This is a genomic window from Neobacillus drentensis (assembly GCF_036965645.1).
GTDB classification, from domain to species: Bacteria; Bacillota; Bacilli; order Bacillales; family Cytobacillaceae; genus Neobacillus; species Neobacillus drentensis_D.
Genome location: NZ_JBALPZ010000058.1, coordinates 1 through 18,483 on the forward strand (window position 1 = coordinate 1; position 18,483 = coordinate 18,483).

The 18,483-nt window shown below is 33.2% G+C and carries 28 protein-coding genes; 8 read left to right on the forward strand and 20 right to left on the reverse strand.

Annotation, left to right across the window (positions count from 1 at the left end; all coding sequences use genetic code 11):
• From V7266_RS12275 to V7266_RS12295, 5 genes are all read right to left on the reverse strand, one after another.
• On the reverse strand, positions 1-796 hold a 796-nt coding region (locus V7266_RS12275), incomplete at its 3' end, for an ATP-dependent DNA ligase (RefSeq protein WP_335468170.1).
• Positions 797-914: 118 nt separating this feature from the next.
• Complete coding sequence (locus V7266_RS12280; protein ID WP_335468171.1) at positions 915-1,724, reverse strand: G1 family glutamic endopeptidase; 810 nt, start codon at positions 1,722-1,724, stop codon at positions 915-917.
• Between the two features lie 494 nt (positions 1,725-2,218).
• Positions 2,219-2,704 carry a hypothetical protein gene (locus V7266_RS12285; RefSeq protein WP_335468172.1) on the reverse strand — a complete coding sequence of 162 codons (486 nt, stop codon included), beginning with the start codon at positions 2,702-2,704 and terminating at the stop codon, positions 2,219-2,221.
• Between the two features lie 13 nt (positions 2,705-2,717).
• A complete protein-coding gene (locus tag V7266_RS12290; RefSeq protein WP_335468173.1) occupies positions 2,718-3,278 on the reverse strand; it encodes a replication-relaxation family protein in 561 nt (186 codons plus the stop codon).
• Positions 3,250-4,554: an FtsK/SpoIIIE domain-containing protein gene (locus V7266_RS12295; protein WP_335468174.1), complete on the reverse strand. Its 1,305-nt coding sequence runs from the start codon at positions 4,552-4,554 to the stop codon at positions 3,250-3,252. The genes V7266_RS12290 and V7266_RS12295 overlap by 29 nt, the downstream gene beginning before the upstream one ends.
• 284 nt (positions 4,555-4,838) lie before the next feature.
• On the opposite strand from V7266_RS12295, the gene V7266_RS12300 reads away from it, so the two are divergent.
• The 8 genes from V7266_RS12300 (at position 4,839) to V7266_RS12335 (ending at position 7,287) form a co-directional block, all read left to right on the forward strand.
• Positions 4,839-5,051, forward strand: a complete 213-nt coding sequence (locus V7266_RS12300; protein WP_335468175.1) for a helix-turn-helix transcriptional regulator — start codon at positions 4,839-4,841, stop codon at positions 5,049-5,051.
• Positions 5,023-5,181, forward strand: a complete 159-nt coding sequence (locus V7266_RS12305) for a hypothetical protein (RefSeq protein ID WP_335468176.1) — start codon at positions 5,023-5,025, stop codon at positions 5,179-5,181. Before V7266_RS12300 ends, V7266_RS12305 begins: the two co-directional genes overlap by 29 nt.
• 49 nt (positions 5,182-5,230) lie before the next feature.
• Positions 5,231-5,416 (forward strand): hypothetical protein, encoded by a 186-nt coding sequence (locus V7266_RS12310; protein ID WP_335468177.1) that lies wholly within the window; start codon positions 5,231-5,233, stop codon positions 5,414-5,416.
• 95 nt (positions 5,417-5,511) lie between these two features.
• Entirely contained in the window at positions 5,512-5,658 is a 147-nt protein-coding gene (locus tag V7266_RS12315; protein ID WP_335468178.1) for an aspartyl-phosphate phosphatase Spo0E family protein, read from the forward strand.
• Between the two features lie 114 nt (positions 5,659-5,772).
• On the forward strand, positions 5,773-5,994 hold the full coding sequence (locus V7266_RS12320; RefSeq protein ID WP_335468179.1) for a hypothetical protein: 222 nt from the start codon (positions 5,773-5,775) through the stop codon (positions 5,992-5,994).
• A 120-nt stretch (positions 5,995-6,114) separates the two neighbouring features.
• Entirely contained in the window at positions 6,115-6,468 is a 354-nt protein-coding gene (locus tag V7266_RS12325; protein WP_335468180.1) for a DUF898 family protein, read from the forward strand.
• A 117-nt stretch (positions 6,469-6,585) separates the two neighbouring features.
• Entirely contained in the window at positions 6,586-7,119 is a 534-nt protein-coding gene (locus V7266_RS12330; RefSeq protein WP_335468181.1) for a hypothetical protein, read from the forward strand.
• 15 nt (positions 7,120-7,134) lie between these two features.
• Positions 7,135-7,287: a hypothetical protein gene (locus V7266_RS12335; RefSeq protein ID WP_335468182.1), complete on the forward strand. Its 153-nt coding sequence runs from the start codon at positions 7,135-7,137 to the stop codon at positions 7,285-7,287.
• A 24-nt stretch (positions 7,288-7,311) separates the two neighbouring features.
• Here V7266_RS12335 and V7266_RS12340 read toward each other — a convergent pair whose 3' ends face one another.
• The 15 genes from V7266_RS12340 to V7266_RS12410 all read right to left on the reverse strand — a co-directional run bounded on the left by V7266_RS12340 (position 7,312) and on the right by V7266_RS12410 (position 18,300).
• Positions 7,312-9,420, reverse strand: a complete 2,109-nt coding sequence (locus V7266_RS12340) for a phage tail tape measure protein (protein WP_335468183.1) — start codon at positions 9,418-9,420, stop codon at positions 7,312-7,314.
• Positions 9,413-9,667 carry a hypothetical protein gene (locus tag V7266_RS12345; RefSeq protein WP_335468184.1) on the reverse strand — a complete coding sequence of 85 codons (255 nt, stop codon included), beginning with the start codon at positions 9,665-9,667 and terminating at the stop codon, positions 9,413-9,415. Before V7266_RS12345 ends, V7266_RS12340 begins: the two co-directional genes overlap by 8 nt.
• Before the next feature lie 68 nt (positions 9,668-9,735).
• Entirely contained in the window at positions 9,736-10,062 is a 327-nt protein-coding gene (locus tag V7266_RS12350) for a hypothetical protein (RefSeq protein WP_335468185.1), read from the reverse strand.
• A 58-nt stretch (positions 10,063-10,120) separates the two neighbouring features.
• Positions 10,121-10,666, reverse strand: coding sequence for a hypothetical protein (locus tag V7266_RS12355; protein ID WP_335468186.1), 546 nt, complete (start codon positions 10,664-10,666; stop codon positions 10,121-10,123).
• Between the two features lie 13 nt (positions 10,667-10,679).
• Entirely contained in the window at positions 10,680-11,066 is a 387-nt protein-coding gene (locus V7266_RS12360; protein WP_335468187.1) for a hypothetical protein, read from the reverse strand.
• Positions 11,059-11,466, reverse strand: a complete 408-nt coding sequence (locus tag V7266_RS12365) for an HK97-gp10 family putative phage morphogenesis protein (protein WP_335468188.1) — start codon at positions 11,464-11,466, stop codon at positions 11,059-11,061. The genes V7266_RS12360 and V7266_RS12365 overlap by 8 nt, the downstream gene beginning before the upstream one ends.
• Positions 11,466-11,783, reverse strand: coding sequence for a hypothetical protein (locus V7266_RS12370; RefSeq protein WP_335468189.1), 318 nt, complete (start codon positions 11,781-11,783; stop codon positions 11,466-11,468). Before V7266_RS12370 ends, V7266_RS12365 begins: the two co-directional genes overlap by 1 nt.
• Entirely contained in the window at positions 11,780-12,100 is a 321-nt protein-coding gene (locus V7266_RS12375; RefSeq protein WP_335468190.1) for a phage head-tail connector protein, read from the reverse strand. The genes V7266_RS12370 and V7266_RS12375 overlap by 4 nt, the downstream gene beginning before the upstream one ends.
• Before the next feature lie 2 nt (positions 12,101-12,102).
• Positions 12,103-12,261 carry a hypothetical protein gene (locus tag V7266_RS12380; RefSeq protein WP_335468191.1) on the reverse strand — a complete coding sequence of 53 codons (159 nt, stop codon included), beginning with the start codon at positions 12,259-12,261 and terminating at the stop codon, positions 12,103-12,105.
• A gap of 66 nt (positions 12,262-12,327) precedes the next feature.
• Entirely contained in the window at positions 12,328-13,140 is an 813-nt protein-coding gene (locus tag V7266_RS12385) for a phage major capsid protein (RefSeq protein WP_335468192.1), read from the reverse strand.
• 35 nt (positions 13,141-13,175) lie between these two features.
• Positions 13,176-13,766: a DUF4355 domain-containing protein gene (locus tag V7266_RS12390; protein ID WP_335468193.1), complete on the reverse strand. Its 591-nt coding sequence runs from the start codon at positions 13,764-13,766 to the stop codon at positions 13,176-13,178.
• A gap of 125 nt (positions 13,767-13,891) precedes the next feature.
• Positions 13,892-14,767 carry a minor capsid protein gene (locus tag V7266_RS12395; protein ID WP_335468194.1) on the reverse strand — a complete coding sequence of 292 codons (876 nt, stop codon included), beginning with the start codon at positions 14,765-14,767 and terminating at the stop codon, positions 13,892-13,894.
• Positions 14,760-16,037 carry a phage portal protein gene (locus tag V7266_RS12400; protein WP_335468195.1) on the reverse strand — a complete coding sequence of 426 codons (1,278 nt, stop codon included), beginning with the start codon at positions 16,035-16,037 and terminating at the stop codon, positions 14,760-14,762. The genes V7266_RS12395 and V7266_RS12400 overlap by 8 nt, the downstream gene beginning before the upstream one ends.
• A gap of 18 nt (positions 16,038-16,055) precedes the next feature.
• The gene (locus tag V7266_RS12405) at positions 16,056-17,489 is read right to left on the reverse strand and encodes a hypothetical protein (protein WP_335468196.1); all 1,434 of its coding nucleotides are present in this window, start codon (positions 17,487-17,489) and stop codon (positions 16,056-16,058) included.
• Between the two features lie 310 nt (positions 17,490-17,799).
• On the reverse strand, positions 17,800-18,300 hold the full coding sequence (locus tag V7266_RS12410; protein ID WP_335468197.1) for a hypothetical protein: 501 nt from the start codon (positions 18,298-18,300) through the stop codon (positions 17,800-17,802).
• Positions 18,301-18,483: the final 183 nt, after the last annotated feature.

Here is an 18,483-nt window from a genome sequence, read left to right on the forward strand (position 1 = left end):
TTCTAAGGAGTCCCTTTTTAGTTAGATTCCGATATTTAACTCTTGCTTTAAGTTTAGGATCAAGATAAATAAACTTGTCATTTTCCTCTATAATAAAATCCCTATATTGTTTCTTAAATTCCTTCCGATTAGCTAGAGGCATAAACTCCATTAATCCTGCGTATTTACCATTATCAAAGTTTAATAACAGTCCAAATTCATCTTTTCTCAACCCTGATATATATACATCCTCATATTGATAATTAATTACCTTTAACCAATCATGTGAACGTTTATTTATTTGATATTTGGAATCTACTTTCTTTTGTACAATTCCCTCTAGTTCTTGCTGCTTAATAGCCTCGAAGTATTGTAATGCATTTCCTTCAATCCATTGAACTTTATTGAGTAAAGGACTGTCTTCAGGTATAAGTTCATTTAATATTTCCTTGCGTTCTAATAATGGTAAATGCGTTACTTTTTCACATTTATGATAAATAACATCAAATACACTAAATGAAATTTGATATTCTGATTTACGGCTCAAAAACCTTTCCATTGTAGCTTCAAAGTCTGGTCTCCCTAGATTATCAGTAACAATAATTTCACCGTCTAGTACAGTTCCATTAGGGATAGGCAGGTTAATCAATTCGGGGAACTTAGAAGTAACCTCATTGTTGTGTCTGGTGTAAATTCTGACTTTATCATTAAACTTAGTCCAAATTGTTCGGAATCCATCTAGTTTTAGTTCTGTTATATAGTTATCATCGTCAAAAGGATGATTAGATTTGTGTAGTAACATTGGAGAAATAAACAAAAATACCACCTCAAGATAATTGTACCATGACAATTTTTATCTCAAGATGGTAATTAAATGTAAAAAAACTACTATGATAGTACGAAAAATACTCCCTGAAATATGGGGTGGTATAATACTACATCGGATAGACAACTGTAAATCCATCTCCACCACTATATGGTACAGAAGGTACTGCAATTGGTTTATTTTGTCTGTTGAACATAAAACCTCTGTCTTTTACAGTAAATTTTGGTGAATCAAAGTTTATAGTACAGTTTTCGAATGATACACTGCCGAAATTTGCTAACTCAGCTGGAGCACCCGAGAATGTAGCGTGTTCTACTATGAATTCGACTGTTTCCCCCGGTCCATAATATGGCATGGTATTTTGAAAACTCCAATTACGGGTCTTGTTAGTTATCGAAACAGTACCCCAACGCAAGAGAGGGAAACCAAATCCAGGAAAATCATCAAATAACGACACCTCTGCAGTTATTAGATCACCCGGAAAAACTGGATGAGATTCAATTTCCACTATATGTGTATCGTCCACTCTGTCAGCACCAGGTGGGTATTCTATTTTTTCCCACCAACAAAAATATTTAGGTGGTGTACCATATGCAACCTGTGCCCCTGTACCGATTTGAAGCAAATTATGAGAATCTGGTTTTCCAACAGAAACTTCACCGCCATCTATTCCAACCCAAATGACAACTTGAGATCCAGGGTTACCTGTAACAGCAGGAACAATCCATTCACCATGCACATGGAAAAAAGGTCTCATAAGTTCATATCGTGTATTTGGAATATTCCCTATCGAATCATAATATGGTTCTGCATATCTACTATATCCTGCCCAATTGGACGATTTCCAACCATAACTTGACAAAAGATCCAGAGCTCTGTAATCCACAATTGGACCTGCCGATCCTGATTTCTTGATCAAATTTATTGCCTCCTCAAATTAATTTCTTAGAGTAAAGTCGTATAAACTGAAATTTTAAAAAAATGAACTATATTCGCTAAGTATTTTACGGTAAAAGGCACAGTAGTATTCAAAATATGCTTACTTTGTTATAATTCCTTCTTACACAAGATACTTATTGACGAGTTTCTTAAATTTGAACATTAAAGCAACCTAGCGATTTTTTTATACACGTTTACTAAATTTTTCTAATTAAGAAAGGATCTTTCCTCTTTCACTAAACTACTCAATTAGTCTTAGAAGTAATTTGTCATTACATTAAACTAACAAAAGAAGGAGGGTTACTCCCCCTTCAGATTATTTCTTTGTACATACAACTTGCTTCTTATTCCTTTTCCCTCTTGTAGTTTTGTGGTATACACACATTGTTGACATTGTGAGTACTTTCTTCCGTCAATCTTAATTTTAATTTCCATCCCTTTTGCCTCCTAAGTTGTTTTATATAAACCCTCATCTTATACAGCGTTACCTACTTGTTTTAAAATGTCTAAGATAAGTGGGGATACCTGTATTAAGACATAACCTAAACCAGCCTTCATAATTGTGTCAAAGCCCTTTTCTGCTCTGTCAAACATGAAGAAGAAACATGAGCCAACAATTATTACAGAAGCAACAGGAAAAGCAAGTGCCACCATTATATCCACCAAGGGATCAAGCACGTGAGTTAACAAATCAAGACTTTGAGCACTCATCCATTCTTTTGCTCCGACTTCAACAGCTATAGGCGCACTAGCAACAACTGCATTTGTACCTGTTGTAGCTGCAAAAGCCTTCATTGCAAATCCAAGCGTTCCTACTGCTCCACAAGTTGCAATTGGAAGGGCTGCTGAAACTGCTAATTGAGTTACTTTTCTTACTCTCTTTTGCCTTCTCTGTTTTTCTTTCAATTTAAATTCACCAGACATAAATTCATTGAAGTTAATTCTTTTAGACTTTGCCAAAATAATCATCCCCTTATTTAATGTCATTCATGGTGTAAACTCGATAAGGCAGACCTTTACATAATAATGTTAATTGTTTCCTTCTTAGTTCGGTTGTAGTTAGCCATATTAATTTAGGAAAATACCCCAAATGTTTGGCGAGTTCTCCATTTCTCATTAAACCCTTGTATTGTTCGATCTTCTTTTTGTTAACACTCATTTTTTGAGTTGAATCAACTTCAAGAAAGTGATACTTACTTTCCTTTTTAAAATACGAGTCTGGAACAATAGTGAAAGTTCCATCTGATACCTTTATTTCATTTTCCCAATCATGAGGACATCCCATATAAATGTAAAAATCATTTCGATAAAGGTAATGATTAACAAATTTATTCTTTCTTCTAACTTTGTCTGTATTGACATACTCCCTGCCTTCTTTATTCAAGAAATATATAGTGGAGAAAGATTCTTCACGGAAACCAGTTAAATAAGGGGACATTTCTTTGAGGATACGATTGGCATTTCTTACGCTTCCAAGACGATGAATCCTAGTTAGTTGATCACGATTAAGAAAGTCCAGTTTTCGTAATGACAATAGAATTTCTTCCTGTCTCATGCTTAGTGGCTTCAACTGTTACAACCTCCCTCTTTTGAACAATATAAGGTGTGATTGTTTTTTCAATATCTTCAGGAGTAATAAGAGGAGTTTGAACTATTGTACGTTCATCTGCCATTTGGTATATTGCCCTTCCTTTAATTTTGGGTAAGGCTTCAGCACCATCTGTATCAAGAACAACTCTCGAAGCTACACCAGACTGAACACGGAAACAAAGTTTAGCATCACTATTTTGCTTACATTGACGAGGGATAATATCTCCTGTTCCATATTGGGTTGCTAGGATGAGCCGAAACCCTAATCCTGCTCCGAGACGAGATATTTGGCTCATATACTTTTGACATTCTCGCTTTAATACTTTTTCCTCTTTCGATACCGCTTCATCAGGGTTTAATTCCCCTACCTCATCGATAATAATAAAATGCCTTTCATTTATCCCAGCATCCTCCACCTTTTTCTTTCCAGCCTTCCTCAATATGTCTTGTTTCTTACGCATTAAGTTGTAGGCATTTGCTAATGTCTCTAAGGCTTCCTCTGGTTCATAAGCAATCGATACAGTTTGTTTAACATTCTCATAGTCACATAGTTCTACCCCACCCTTTAAATCAATCAAATGGAGTTTTACGTTGTCTGGTTGCTGCTTTATCAAAGATGTAATTATGCAGTTGATTAAATTAGATTTACCGTAACGTGTAGCACCTCCTAGGCATAAATGAGGAATTTTTTCAAAGTCATGGAAAATAAGTTTGTTTCTACTCCTTGTTGCTCCAAAAACAACCTTCCACTCTTTTCCTTCTTGAAAACTAATCATAGTAGGCATTGGTTCATTATAAACACGAATAATTAACAATCCATCGTAAGACAATTCTATTTCTTTTCTATCTGTTAATTTTTTTGTGTAGAGACTTTTAATATTAGAGAAAATATTTCGGTCAAGTTTAAATTCTTTTAAGTCTTTAAGTTTAATCTTTACTGAGCGAGTATTGATTCCTGATTCGATAACTTTTTGTTTTACTAAGTAATCTTCAAAACTCCTACCTAAAGGTATTCGGTAACGATACTCAACACCCCAATCATAATTTCTCTTTTTAATTTGTTGGGCTGTTAATGTTTGATTGCCGTCCTTAACATTAAGACCACTGAGAGCAAAAATTTTGTTTATTTTTTTTGAGTCGTTCCCTACCCCACTTTTTGAACGATAAGCTTTCAAAGAAATTGCACCCAAAATTGTTGATGTGACAACTTCAAAAATCATTTTCATTTTCCTCCCTTCATCAACGCCACCTCTTTAGACTTACGATAGTAAGTATCCCAACTAAATAGAATTTTGAATTAGTTGATTTTCCGTTGATACTATTGGGTTTAGATCCTACCATGCTAATGTCTAACTTCGTAATTCCATTGGCTATAGTAAATGGTATTAAGATTGGATTGTCCCTTATTCCTATCTATCCAAAATAAATTTTGATAACTACAAATTAAATTGTGAAAGGATTTTTTTTAGGTAATATGGAATTGTACTTATAGGTGATGACATTGATGAAATTAAAGAGTAATATTGGATGGTTAATTGATAAATCGAATTATACAAGAGAAGATTTAAGACAAAGATATAATAAAACAGCTAATACAATATCTAATTGGTGTACTGGTAAAAGTTACCCTTCAGTACTCGAATTGTTTGATCTTGCTGAACTGTTAAATTGTAAGGTGGATGATCTTTATGAGCGATCAGTGGAGAAAACTAATTGAAAACTTCGAGGAGAATGGATATACACCAAGAGACATACAAATGATTGTCCATTTTTACGATTTGATGAAAGAACAACATAAGATTATGAAGAAGTACTATGAGGAAGACCAAGATGAACATAACTATTGAGATACATTACATTGCTGCCAGCCGGGGTTTGCAAAGAGGTTCTTTTCAATTGAGAGGACGCAAAGTTGAGGTTGTAGCTCTTCAATTTTGGAAACAAATACAAAAGGAAATGTCATATCATGCTAAATTAGAACAAGTCATTGTAAGCAGAGATCAGCAAGATATTACTGAGTTAGTACTTGAATTGGAGATACAGGAACGGAATAAAGCAATGAAAGATGATTTACCTTTCTAGATTCAATTAATTGAATTATTCACAATTCTGTCACAATTTAACAAGTTTTCGTTTGGTAAAATAGTACCATCGCTGTAAAAAAAGGGGTACTAAAGTTGAGCACCGAAGACGTATTTAAGAAAATTGAACTAATCAGAAGGAAAATGATTGAAGTTGGGATGGAGAAAGGATTTACATCTCCAGATACGATTAAATTGAGTGAAATTCTTGATAAATTAATTACTAAAATCATGAATACATAAGTAAAATAGTTCTTCTCTATCGAGCAGGACTTTTTATTTTGCCACAAATACGTCACAAGGTAATTGTCACTTTTTGTCTAATTAACAAAGTATCAAATAAGAAGGACTGATACTATGAAGGTCGGAGAAAAGAAAACATTTGTTTATATACCGTGGTTAGGATTTATTGAAGCAGCTGACACAATGGAAGAAACGATTAAAAGGATTAACCAAGATGAAGCAAAAAAAGAATGGGAAGATAAAAAAATGCTACGTACATTACAAAAAGCAAATCCCGAAAAAAATATCAAGAAAATTGGAGATTCATGGCTAATAAGTGAAGCCCCCTTAGATTAATAAATATAATTGATAAACCAAAAGTTTTTGTATAATATTTGAAACCATACCATACTTATTACGTATTAGTAATATAATTCAATTGGACTAGACAAATAGAAAAGTGTGGAGGGAAATAGAGTGAGTGAAGTCATTGTTAATGTTAATCAGAGTTACGTAGCACAAGCAGAAAGTAAGTCTTATTTTGATGGTGGTTTGCTGCAATATATTGGGTGGTCTATTTTAGGTTTCTTAGTTACAGTTTGTACCTTTGGAATTTGTTATCCTTGGTCAATTACCATGATCTTAGGATGGAAAGCAAGGCATACTGTCATTAATGGGAAAAGGTTAAAATTTACTGGTTCAGCAGTTGGACTTTTTGGAAATTGGATTAAATGGTGGTTATTAACGATTATTACTCTAGGAATATATAGTTTTTGGTTATTTATTGCTATAGAGAAATGGAAAACTAAACACACTCAATTTGCTAACTAAGCATATTACCAAAAGCCCTTTCTTTTTAGGAGGGTTTTATTTATGTTATTAAAATTGCCCATTGACATTGGTAATTTATGTTATAATTGTACTAAATACCTAGGGAGTGAATATTATATGAAGATTGATCAATACCTTGCGGAATTCGAAATCGACTCCAAGTGCTTTTTGCTATTAACAATTACGCCTAAAGGTGAATATCCTTTAAAAAGTTATGGTCAAGAGTTTGATAATTTTGTAGAAAACATATTTAATGGCAGAGAAAAATACATTGGATTGTTTGATCCAAAAAGAAAAGAAATACTTCAAGATGTTGCATTTAAATTATTTACCATGCCACTAATAGGTGATTCTTATGATATTAGGAATAAAAAATTAAACAAAGTTAAAAGAGCCACTGAATCAAATATTGAATCATTTGTTGTCTTAAAGGAATTTTATTCTACTGTCCCTCACGGGGAGTTAACTGAAGAAGATGCCATTGAAATCGGAAAAGAAAAAGCGGTAACATTTCTTCAAGAATTCCCTTTAGATCAATTCGACATTACGATTACAAAGCATAGCAGAAATGAAGATGGAGTTCAATTTTCACTGGATATGGAATTTAATTTTACAAAAGGGTATTATTTCGATAAGGTTTATTCCTATTAATTAGGAGGTAAATCAATGTCCATTAATAAAATAAGAAGTATTATTTATGGAACTGCTAAAATTCTTGGGGATGTAAATGCAGGAAAAAGAGGAAAAATTGGAAAAAGAATTGAGAGAAGAATTGTAGGGAAATTTACAAGCAGGATACTTGGGAAGTTATTCAAATGAAGCCCTCCATTTTGGAAGGCTTTTTTACATTTTAACCCCTCTTGCACTAACACCTTTAACAATCTGACTCAAGAAAAACTCAGCATCTTTTTGTGAGCCTGTCATTTTATCAACTTTAAAGTTAATATTAAAATTATTATTTGTATTTGAAGTTGGAGTTACATTTCTTGTGCTATTCGATGTGTTAAAAGGATTATATTTTGCAGGAATGATTGCTTCTCCTTTATGAATTAACGCTAATTGATCATTAGGTACATAAGGAGTCCCAACATCATAAGATGCAGTTTTACCTGAAGAAGTCGTTTTTTCTTCAATCTCTAAAGTCTTCTTTTTAGGTTTTTTATCATCCCAAAATGTAAGCCACTCAAGAGCTGTTTTAATCGCTCCAGTTACATCTTCAAATACACCGACAGTCTTATCTACAACATCAAAAATTGTATCAAAAGCTTTCTTTACAATTGAACCAATCTTTGGCAAATATGGTTCAATAAATTCCCACAGCTCACTAAGTACAGGCAATAAATAATTTGAAAAAATATCCCATGCAACTTGAACAACATTTTTAATAATGCCAAAAACTTTTTCCATAATGGATTTAATTTGAGGCATTTTATCTTGTACATATTGAAATAAGCTTGATAAGATTGGCAACAAATTATTCTTAAAGAAACCCCAAGCCCTTGAAACTACACTTACTATTGCATTGAAAACACTTTGCATTGTACTTCTGATGGTTGGCATATTAGAGGAAATCCAATTATACAAGCTTAAAAATATAGGTAAAAGGTTTACTTTAAAAAAGTTCCATACTGTTGTTGCCACTGTTACAACTGCATTAAACACAGTTTCAATGACCGATTTAACAACAGGAAAAATAGAACTTACATTTGTACCGAAATTAGAGAAAATCGGGAGAATATTATTTTTGAACCAATTGTAGACAGTTGATACTGCTGTTCCTATTGCAGTAAATACTGTATTAAACACACTCTGGATTGTTGGCATTTGTTCCATAATCCAACTAGCAAATTTATTAAGATATGGCAATAGCATTTGACCAATTGGCATAATAAGCCCTGTATTTAGGTTCCTTCCAATTCCCTGAACAGCCTGACCAAATGAATCGTATTTGACTTGATTTATTTGTTCTAAGGCATTCTTTGATAATGAGGCATTAGTTCCAATATTAGCTAGAGAAGCTATCCCCTTTGCTTCTAAATCTTCAAATTGAGTTCCAAAAAGTTCAACACCAATTCTATTTTTCTCAATGGGGTCTTTAACGTTGTTAAGTGCTGTCATGACTTTAGAAAAAGCCTGTTGAGCACTTGAACCACCTTTGGCAAAACTCGCTGACATTTGTTCACCGTTAAAACCAAGTGACTTAAAAGCATCAAGGGAAGTTTTTGATAAGTCCTTTGAACGAATGTTAAACTCCTTCATAGCGTCCCCGACTTTATCAATTGAGAAAGCACCATTTTTAGCACCATCAATTAATACATTGGTGAATTGTTCCGCAGAAAATCCCATTGCTTTAAATTGAGGAGCATATTCATTTAATGAATCGATTAAATCACCGTTCTTATTGGCACCATTTTGAGCACCTTGAGCAATCAAATTAAAAGCTTGATCCGAGGTAATCCCGAACTGCTTCATTAATGAGTTTGCTGCATTAGTGGATTCCCCAACATCAAATTCAAATGTATCCCTTAAAGCTAAAGCATTTTGAGTAGTGGTTTCTAACTCTTTTCCAGTTAATCCCGTATTCTGCTTGACTATTGCCATTGAATCAGCAATATCTTGAAAAGATTCACCATAATTATTATTGTAGATATTTTTTAGACTATCTTCCATTCCTCGCATTTCATCATCTGTCATTCCAGTGGAAGCTTGAAGCCCATTCAAAGCCTTTTGAAGATCATCAGCCATACTTACCCCAGCAACACCTGCACCTACAAGAGCAACACCGAGTCCTGCAATAGCACCTGTTGCTAGTGTCCCTAAACTTGCTCCAAATAAAGAGGATTTCTTACCAACACTTTCAATCTTACCTTCTGCATTATTCATGCTACTATCAAATTGAGAATCATCTATAATTATCTCGGCTCTATATGAGCCTAAATCAAATTCAGACATCTAAATTCTCACCACCTTTTTCGACTGCGTTATAACCTCCAAAACTTCTAATAGCTGATAAATCAGCATGTTTTCGAGGATTTGCAAATTTCCTTGCTTTGTCTAAATACTCTCGTCCCTCTTCTGTTTGTTCCATATCGAATATGTAATTATGCTTAAGAGTTGCAAGGTATAGACTATGGGGAAGTTCAAGAATATCTTTGTAGGTCATATTTGCTTTCCTAACAAGGTAAGTAAATACTTCCATTATTTCATTTCTTTGATATGAAGAAGCCGCCCCTCCTTGTTTATTGCTTTTAGGAAGAGACGGCACTTTTAGTTTGGGTTATTTTGATTTGCTAATATTTTATTTGAATAAATTTCTACAACCTTTTGCATTTGTTGAAGTGACAAGTTCTTAATAACAAAATCAGTGTCAATCTTTTTCGATGAATCTTGACTAAGAATAGTAAGAACCATTTCTACAAACATATCAAATTGTTTTTTGTGATCTTTAATCTTTGGCATCTTTTCTTGGAAATCATAAATTTTTAAAACTAATTCCACTTTAGGTTCAGGTGGGATTGTAAATTTATTTTCCTCTGAAAATTTAAGAACTAAAGGCTCTTGGGTCAATATGGACAAATCAATAATTTCTGACATCTTAATCCTCCTATAGATAAGCAATAAAAAAGGAAGGGAAAGCCCCTCCTCTTATTCTTTAAATCTCTTCTGTAATAGTAACGATATTTCCATTAGTTTTAGATTTATCAGCAAAAAGTGTAAATTCAAATTCGAATACACTAGCTTCTTCATTGTTAAACGTCCACTCTAATCCATTTCGATTTTGAGCTTTGTGCATATCCAATGTAATAGTTTTTCCATCTTCTTTGGTATGTACAAATCTTAGACGTTTAATCGGCACATTCTTAGCACCACCAATGCCTAGAGTACGCTTTCCATTTACAGTATCTTCAGTATATGTAGCTGCAATAAATTCACTGATAGTTGCCATATCATAGGTAACGATTCCAGCATTAAAAGATACTGTTTCAGAGGTCATAAAACTCTTTAATAGTTGATTACCAACCCCTCCTCGAACATCAACGAATTCATATTCAATAGCAAGAGTTGCCTCACCATTACTTTCACCAACTTTAACTAAGGCTGCTGCAATTTCACTCTCACTTGCTGTTTCTAAATTTAAGGAATCAGGGACAATATAAATATCGCCTGAACCAAAAAGAATTTCTTGTGTATCTGCCATTTATAAACACTCCTTATTGTGCTTTGATATTAAATATTAAAGTCTGTTGAAAGACTTTGATGTCAGGATCATAGATAATTCCGCTACCACCTGCATGTTTTGAGGAATAGATGGATTTTTCATTGGAAATAAATCCTGTTTTTCTTTTGTGCAATAAATCAATTAATCTATTTGAAATTGATTCCAATAAAAGAACGTCCTTTGTTAGGACGTTTATTTCACAACGATATTGAGTAGTGGGATTACCAGCCAAAAAAGGGGAAATTTCAAATACAATGTAAGGATAATCCTCTTTATTGAATGGAACAAATTCATTTATTCGTCTATTTTTGTCTGTATAACTAATTAAATTTTTTAATTGTTCATCAGAAACTAAATATTTAAAGATTGCTTTAATCACCTACATTTAACCCCCTTTTTATTCTGTCTTGTATCTCACCAACATTTTCATCAATTGCAGGTTTTAAATATGGTTGAGGCTTGGTTCCTGGGTGATTTACTTTTCCAACAGTAACCCATTTACCATCAATTTTTAACTTTAGAGGTTTTCCATCCTTACGTTTGATTTCGTGAGGTTTACTTCCTTCTTCTACAATTTGAGCATACTCTAAATTTGTACCAATCTTGGCAATGCTTTTATTATCATCGTGTTCAGTTTCATGTGTAATCCTTCTTCTAAGATCACCGGTCTTAACTGGAGCACGTTGCTTAGCTTCTGCCTCTACAAAAATAGCAATTTCTTCGGCTGTCTCTTTTCTTTTACGTTTCATTTCTTGAATAGCATCCTGAAAACGACTCATTATTTCACCTTCTTAATAAGGACTTCATAATGATTGTCATAGGTTGTCATTTCTGTAACTTCAAATTCTAATCCATTGTATTCAATGATTGATTGAATCCTAATTTTGTCATTAGGAAGACAGAAAACACGATTAGATACTTCTACAGATACACCATATTGTGATTCAGCTAACCTTGAAGAAAATGGCTCAACCTCTGCAAGAAAAGGGGTTTTTCTTGGAACATCTTCATAAATAGGTCTGTCAAATTCGTCTACACCTGAAGGAGTATCACTCTGAATATTTTCAACGATATAAAGTGTTTTGGTTAACCTCATAAGAATTTCACCTTTGCATGTCGGTTTAACCGATTCATAATATTAGGTGGATATTCCGTAATAAATGATTGACTTAAACTCCCCTTACCTTCAGATTGCACATTTTCAATACCTTTTTGTCTATATTGAAAAGCAATCATTTGGCTAATGACTGAGTTTAAACTTGTAGTAATTTCTGACACATTGCAATAATCAGAGATATAATCAATTGCATTTTGAAAATAATACTCAAAAAGACTATCATTATCTGAATCTAACTGCATATCTAAAATTAACATTGCTTTTTCAATTATGTCCCACTGTGTTATATCATCCATTATTATTCACCTACTTTTTCAGGTGACTGTTTATCCTTTTTTGACTTTTTCGGTTCATTTGGCTTTACTTCTTCATAATTTTTATGATTCTTTAATCGTTTAACATGGTCAGGATCAGTCACTTCCCACACTAAACCAGATTCTAAGTTTTTAAAAAACATTCATGTCACCTCACTATAAAAAAACGAGTAGAGAATATATCCCTACTCGTCTATTAATTATTTAGATTAAGCAATAGTAGCTGTTAAAACTGCTAATGCTTCAGGGCGAAGTACTTCAGCACCATAAACCATTAAACCACGTACACCATCTGCAAAATCACCTTCAAGGCGCATTGCTTCAGTTTCGTCAATTTGCTTACCATAACCAACAGCAGATTTATGAAGGGCAATAAATTTGAATTTACCAGAAGTATTTGCAACTTCTTCAGATACTACAACTTGCATTCCATTGATTACTTGACCTTCAACCACACCATTTTCTAAAACAACAGGTTGACGAGTAAATCTGTCATCTTTAGAAAGAAGTCCAAGTGCATCAGAATTAATAATTACATAGCGACCTGCTTTAGGAACTTTCTTTTTATTTAACTTTGTACCAAGGTCAACAATCTTATCGTAGACATTGAGCTTATCTAGAGCAATTGGAGCCGCATCTGTACCAATTACATTATCTACATGAGCACCAGCATACAAACCTAGAACGAATTTATCTACAGTTTCCTGTAATGTAGCTGCTGCTTCAGAAGTATGGGAATCCACTAAGTCACCTGCTGCCTGTGCTTTATCAACATCTTTAACTTTGAAAGCAAAGTATTTCTTTTGATCCATATCTAATTCAGCAGAAGAAGTGCTTAAATCATCAAAAGAAACTGAACCTGCATAATCTTTAACTGCTACTGCACCAACACGATTGAAAATAATTTTGTTACCTTTGATTTCTGTTGGGGGAGTTGTAATTACATCTGCAATAGATGCCTTATGAAAATTTGTTAATAGTTTAGCTTCCCATACTTGAGGAATGAATGTTGTTACTGCCATTATTTATCACCTTTACCTTTTCTAATTTTAGTTTTTTAGTTTTTCAATGCTTCATTTACTACTTTTGGGTCTAACTTTTGAATTTCCTCAGCAGTCATTCCCTTTAATTGCTCTCTTGTAATTGATGGTGGTGTATTACCCTGAGCAGGATTAATCCCACCGCTTTTTAATTGTTCTTGTACTCTTTCATTGATGTGAGTATCAAACACTTCTTGCAATGTTTTTAAGTTTGAAAGGGTGCTTTCTTCATCATTACCAACAAAATAGTCAACAATTTTCAAAGGCAATTTATGTTCAGAAGCCACATCTTTCGCCTTTGCTTTTAAATCCTTTAGAAGTAATTCCCTTTTGAGGTCTTCAAGTTGTTTTTCCAAAGGATTAGTTGGAGGATTTTGTTTTCTAACTTCATCATCCACTAACTTTTTAAGGTTATTACTCTTCCAAGTTTCCAGCCCTTTTGTAAAATACGAGTCTAGTCTAGGTTGAAGTAATTTCTTCCCGTCTTCAGAATCGAGAAATGATTGAACTCCATCAGGTGTTACTTGTGATAACCCCTGTAAGTAGCTTTTTACATCCTCATTATCTTTCTGTTCCTCAAAAAACTTTTTAATTTCTTCTAAATTCATTTCCTATACCTCCGTAACCCTCTATGTGCTAGCCATAAAGTGTTGTATTTTTTTCCAGTTGTTCTTTATTCCGTCTTCAACAAGAAAAAAGACAATATAAAAAGCCACTTAAGAAAGTGACTTAATTACTTAATACCTTTAGATTTTGACCAGTCTTTATAATTCTTGTACTCAATGATTTTCTTAGTTTCATTATTTTTTCTTACCTTAGGTTGATAATCTTTAACTGCTGGAATCCAACATGATCGACAATTCGGGTGAGCTGGAATCTTTGGACGAGTATCATCATCTATTTTCCATCGTATACCGTCACGACCACGACAGATTTCAGAAGTTTTATTATCAAGTGTAGCAGTATAGATTAATTCTTGAACAACTCCACTTTCTTGATAAATCTTTTCCTGTGCAGAAGAGATAACCCTTGCACTCTCTGTCCTCATTAGCCTTTGTGAATTATAAACGGATGTATTAAATTGCTTCCTGATCCTTCGTGCCATTTTATCAACACTATCACCAGCAATAATCCCTTGTGTTAATTCAGTCCTTAATGCCTTCACTAGAGCATCATTATTACCCCATATTCGTTCAGAAAATGTAACTCCTGACCATTGAAAAGCAACTACTTCCTTCACGAATTCAGGCTTTAACAACGCAAAATCAATTACTGCTTGTGTTCCTGTTTCCAATGTGAAAGCTGTCTGATAATAAGATTGTTTATAAACCTCTGTGAGGATCGAATTAAATTGTTTAGTTTCAATACCACCAAGATTCTTAATTTCCTCTTTAATCTGCTGTTCAATTGAAACAAGTCGATTGTACTTATTCAAATCGGCCAATGTTAACTTTCCATCAACGGCATATTGCATAAATAATTTAGCTATTATAGTTTGAATATTATCCAAGGAACCTTTATATACTTGTATGATTTCTTTGTGCTGCTCATCGGTTAAATTGAACATGCTATCAACCAAGTTTAGAAAATCATCTTCAAACTTAGCCATTTAAACCACCTAATAAATCAGTATTTAAGCCTAAACTGTCCTGTTCTTCTTTTAATTTCTTTAAAGAAGCTGTAGGATTTGTAATTCTAGGTAACCAAGATAATAATTCCTCTTGTGGAACAATGCCCTGTAAATCACGAACCATTGTTACAATGCTTGCTTCATCCACTGGTACGTTACGAGTAAAGGCAATATTAATATCCCGATAATCATACTCTTTATTTTTTGCAATCTTTAGCCATTCACAGAAGAATTCTAATCTGTCCATCAATAGCCTTTCAAAAATGGATTCAGCAATTGCAGACTGATTTTCCAATTCTTGAAGCTTTAGTCGAATAGACACACCTGAAGTATTACTTTGAAAATTCTCATTCATATTAACCTGTTGAGATTGGACATAGATTTCATCCCTCAAGTTAGTTAATAAATCTTTAAAGAATTGGCTGTTAGGATTTTTAGTTAACCATTCAGCTTTGGCTTTCTCATTAGGAAGAATAATAATTCCATTTTCCTTCATTTTTTGTGCTTCTTCTTGTTCAAGATTACAATTAGTCAAGACCAAATAAGCATTTCTAAAGTCCATCATTTCTTGTACAGAGATAGAATGAAGACTGTTATACATATCGATAATCTTTATAATATCTGCAAATGTACTCTTTTCACTGTCATTGTTCTTTAATTTACGAACAGGACAACGTGAGAATCTATGTGGTTTTTGCTCTAATAGATTTAAACCACTTCCACCCAATGAGTACCTTGTATAATTGACATTGTCCCAGACTTCTACATACTCAGTTTCATCAAATTCTACTTTATATTTCCTTACCGCTATGGAAACTTTAGAATCTACAGTCCCATCATGAAGAACAACCATTTCTAATGGTGAAAAATAAGCACACTGAAATTCCCCTTTTGTATTAATAAAGGAAACTTCATAAGCTGCACCATGAATAGCACTCTTCAATTTAAGATTAATATTATGTTCCTTTTCCCAAATGGAATAATACAAAGAAATTAAATCAATGAATTCTTTATTTCCACTTTTAGAGGAATAGTTTACTGGTTTTCCTAATATGTAACCGACTGTATTTTGAACCATCTTTCTACAATAGTTAAAATAAGCCCTCATATCTGACTTTGTAGGATCTGATTTCCCTTTTTCATGGAGAATATCATGATCACCGTTATAATAACGTTCCAACTTGGAATATGTAGCCTTTCCAAGATCGATTTTCTCAATGAGTTTTAAAATAACTTCATTTTGATTCACTTTTTCACCTTCCTTTCATTAAAAAAGCCATTCTTTAGGAATGGATTTAATGTCTCTTGGTATATTTAATTCATCAATTAAACGGTCAAATTCTGCTGTAATATCAGGGGCATCGTCATGTAAAGTAAATTTTTCCCCCTCATAAGCTAGAATCTGGTCTGTAAAATCTTTATCCTCTTCAGCAAAAACAATAAAGCCGGAATCAATCTTTCCTGAAATGGCTCTAATTTTCGCTTCTTTATTCTTGGTTTGTCTTTCATTGACGATGGATATTCTACGACTCTTTAAATTGATATCTTTTAGAATACGTTTTTCAATTTCACGTTTATCTGCTCCATTGAAGGTATTCTTTTCAATCCAAATAGTCTTAATATCTTCATATTCCCTAAGTAATTCAATTACTTTGTCTATGTAATCATCAAAGGCTAACCGCTTGATTAAACCCTTACGAACCCATCTAAAATTATTAGTACTTTTAGAACCGACTATCAAAGCTGTATAGTCATTATTCGCCTTTGTTTCAACAGCAGGATCACAACAAAGGATTGTATTTGTGAAAGTTTCCTTTTCAATCTCTTCTCTAGACATAGTAGTAATTTGATGAAAGGCTTTTTCACCAATCTTTGAAGCATCATTCTGCATTTCTTGTTTGAATGCTTGAGGATTAGAATAATAATCTAATGCCAGGTCCAAACAATCATATTTGTCTTCCCAAAGGACAGGATATTTCATTTCTTCTTCATAGTTAAAATAAAATTCTCTTCCATGTTCCTGGGCTAACTCATCTTTAGAATTAAAATAGATTTTCTTAAACTCTTCCCATAATCCAGTATTGAATAATTGGTCTACATCATCCACTAAAATAGCTTTCTCCAATATATGTACATACGAATGATCTTTTAATAATCGTGAAATAAAACAATCCCTATGTAAAATCGTACCAAGCACTATAAATTTTGTAGCCATTTTAACTTTCTTATCATTACGGAATACTGCTTTATCACCAGCATAAACAGAGTCTTGCTGCCATGTATCATACTTCTTATCCCTTGCTTCTTGGGTTATTACATCAGACTTTGATTGATAGTCATCCGCAATAATTAAGGATGGACGATTTCCATTAAACTTTTTACCACGCATGGAAGATGTAGAAGAAATAGCTTGAATTTTAGTTGTATTAGATAATTCCAATTCCAACTTATTGACCGTATATTTCCGAGTATCAATCAATTCCCCAAAGGTATGTATGATATAAGGATTCTCTTCAAATGCTCTCCTTGTTTCCCGAATAAATTCAATGGAATCTTGCTCTGTCTTACCTGCAACGAGGGTATAAATAGAAAACTTGTAACAATGTGCCCATACGGATAAAGCGAAGTCACAAACAGTTGTCTTTGCTGCTCCCCTTGGCATTACTAACTCTAACTTATCAAAGGAATCTGAAATAAACATTTTCTCAAGGTTATTCCATATCTCATAATGGATTGGAGCTAGTTTCCTTGCCTGATTATCCGCCTTAGGGGTAAATGTATCCTGAAGAAAATAGACACAAAAAAACTCAATGGAGCGTTTGCCTAGTGAATAAGCAAGACCATTGAATTCGAATAAATTATCCTTATGTTTTAACATTAATTCTTTTGCTTTATTTGATCCGTAAAACTTGGACAAATACTTATAGAGAAGTTGACGATTCTCTTTTGTATTAATTACGTCATTTTGTTTCGTTGCTATTCTGTTCACCTCCAAACTTGAAAAAATACTATTAATTAACAGGAATGGAATACAAATAGATAAGGATAATTGATATTGGGATAGAAATTACAAATGTAAATGAAGGTTTTTTATAATGTAAACGAAGCAGACAGAATAAAAGTATATTAAATAAAAACGAATCCAGTATAGTCCACCCATGATAGTATTTAATCGTATCTGTTTTTAATAATATCCATTCGTTTGCCGTATATATTACTACCCATAAAGCAGTCCACCATAGCGAAATAAAACGAGAACATGGATACCTTCCCAAAAAGATTAATATTGTACTTGTAAATACAATAAACTCTCCAGTTAGACATACAAATTCACTTTTAATCGGCCATGTCGGAGCAAGTGACCATAATCGATGGTTATAAGATAAATAATAATACAGAACATCGCCCAAAATAAAATAAAGAATCGTTCCATAATACTTGCTAAAATTTTTCCAGTCGCCCCATTTTAATCCTGCTAAAATCCAAGTGCTTACCCCAATAATTTCAGCCATTCATGAACTCCAATTCGTAAATAATTTGCGATATTTCCTTATCGTTTCCAATAAAACACCAGAAAATTCATGATTCCCCATTTTTATACCAAATATTAGTTTATCATTTCCGAACTTGAGAAAATTTCATAAAAAATTGTATTGCTTACCGCTACCCTATTTGGATTTTTTAAAAACAGAAAG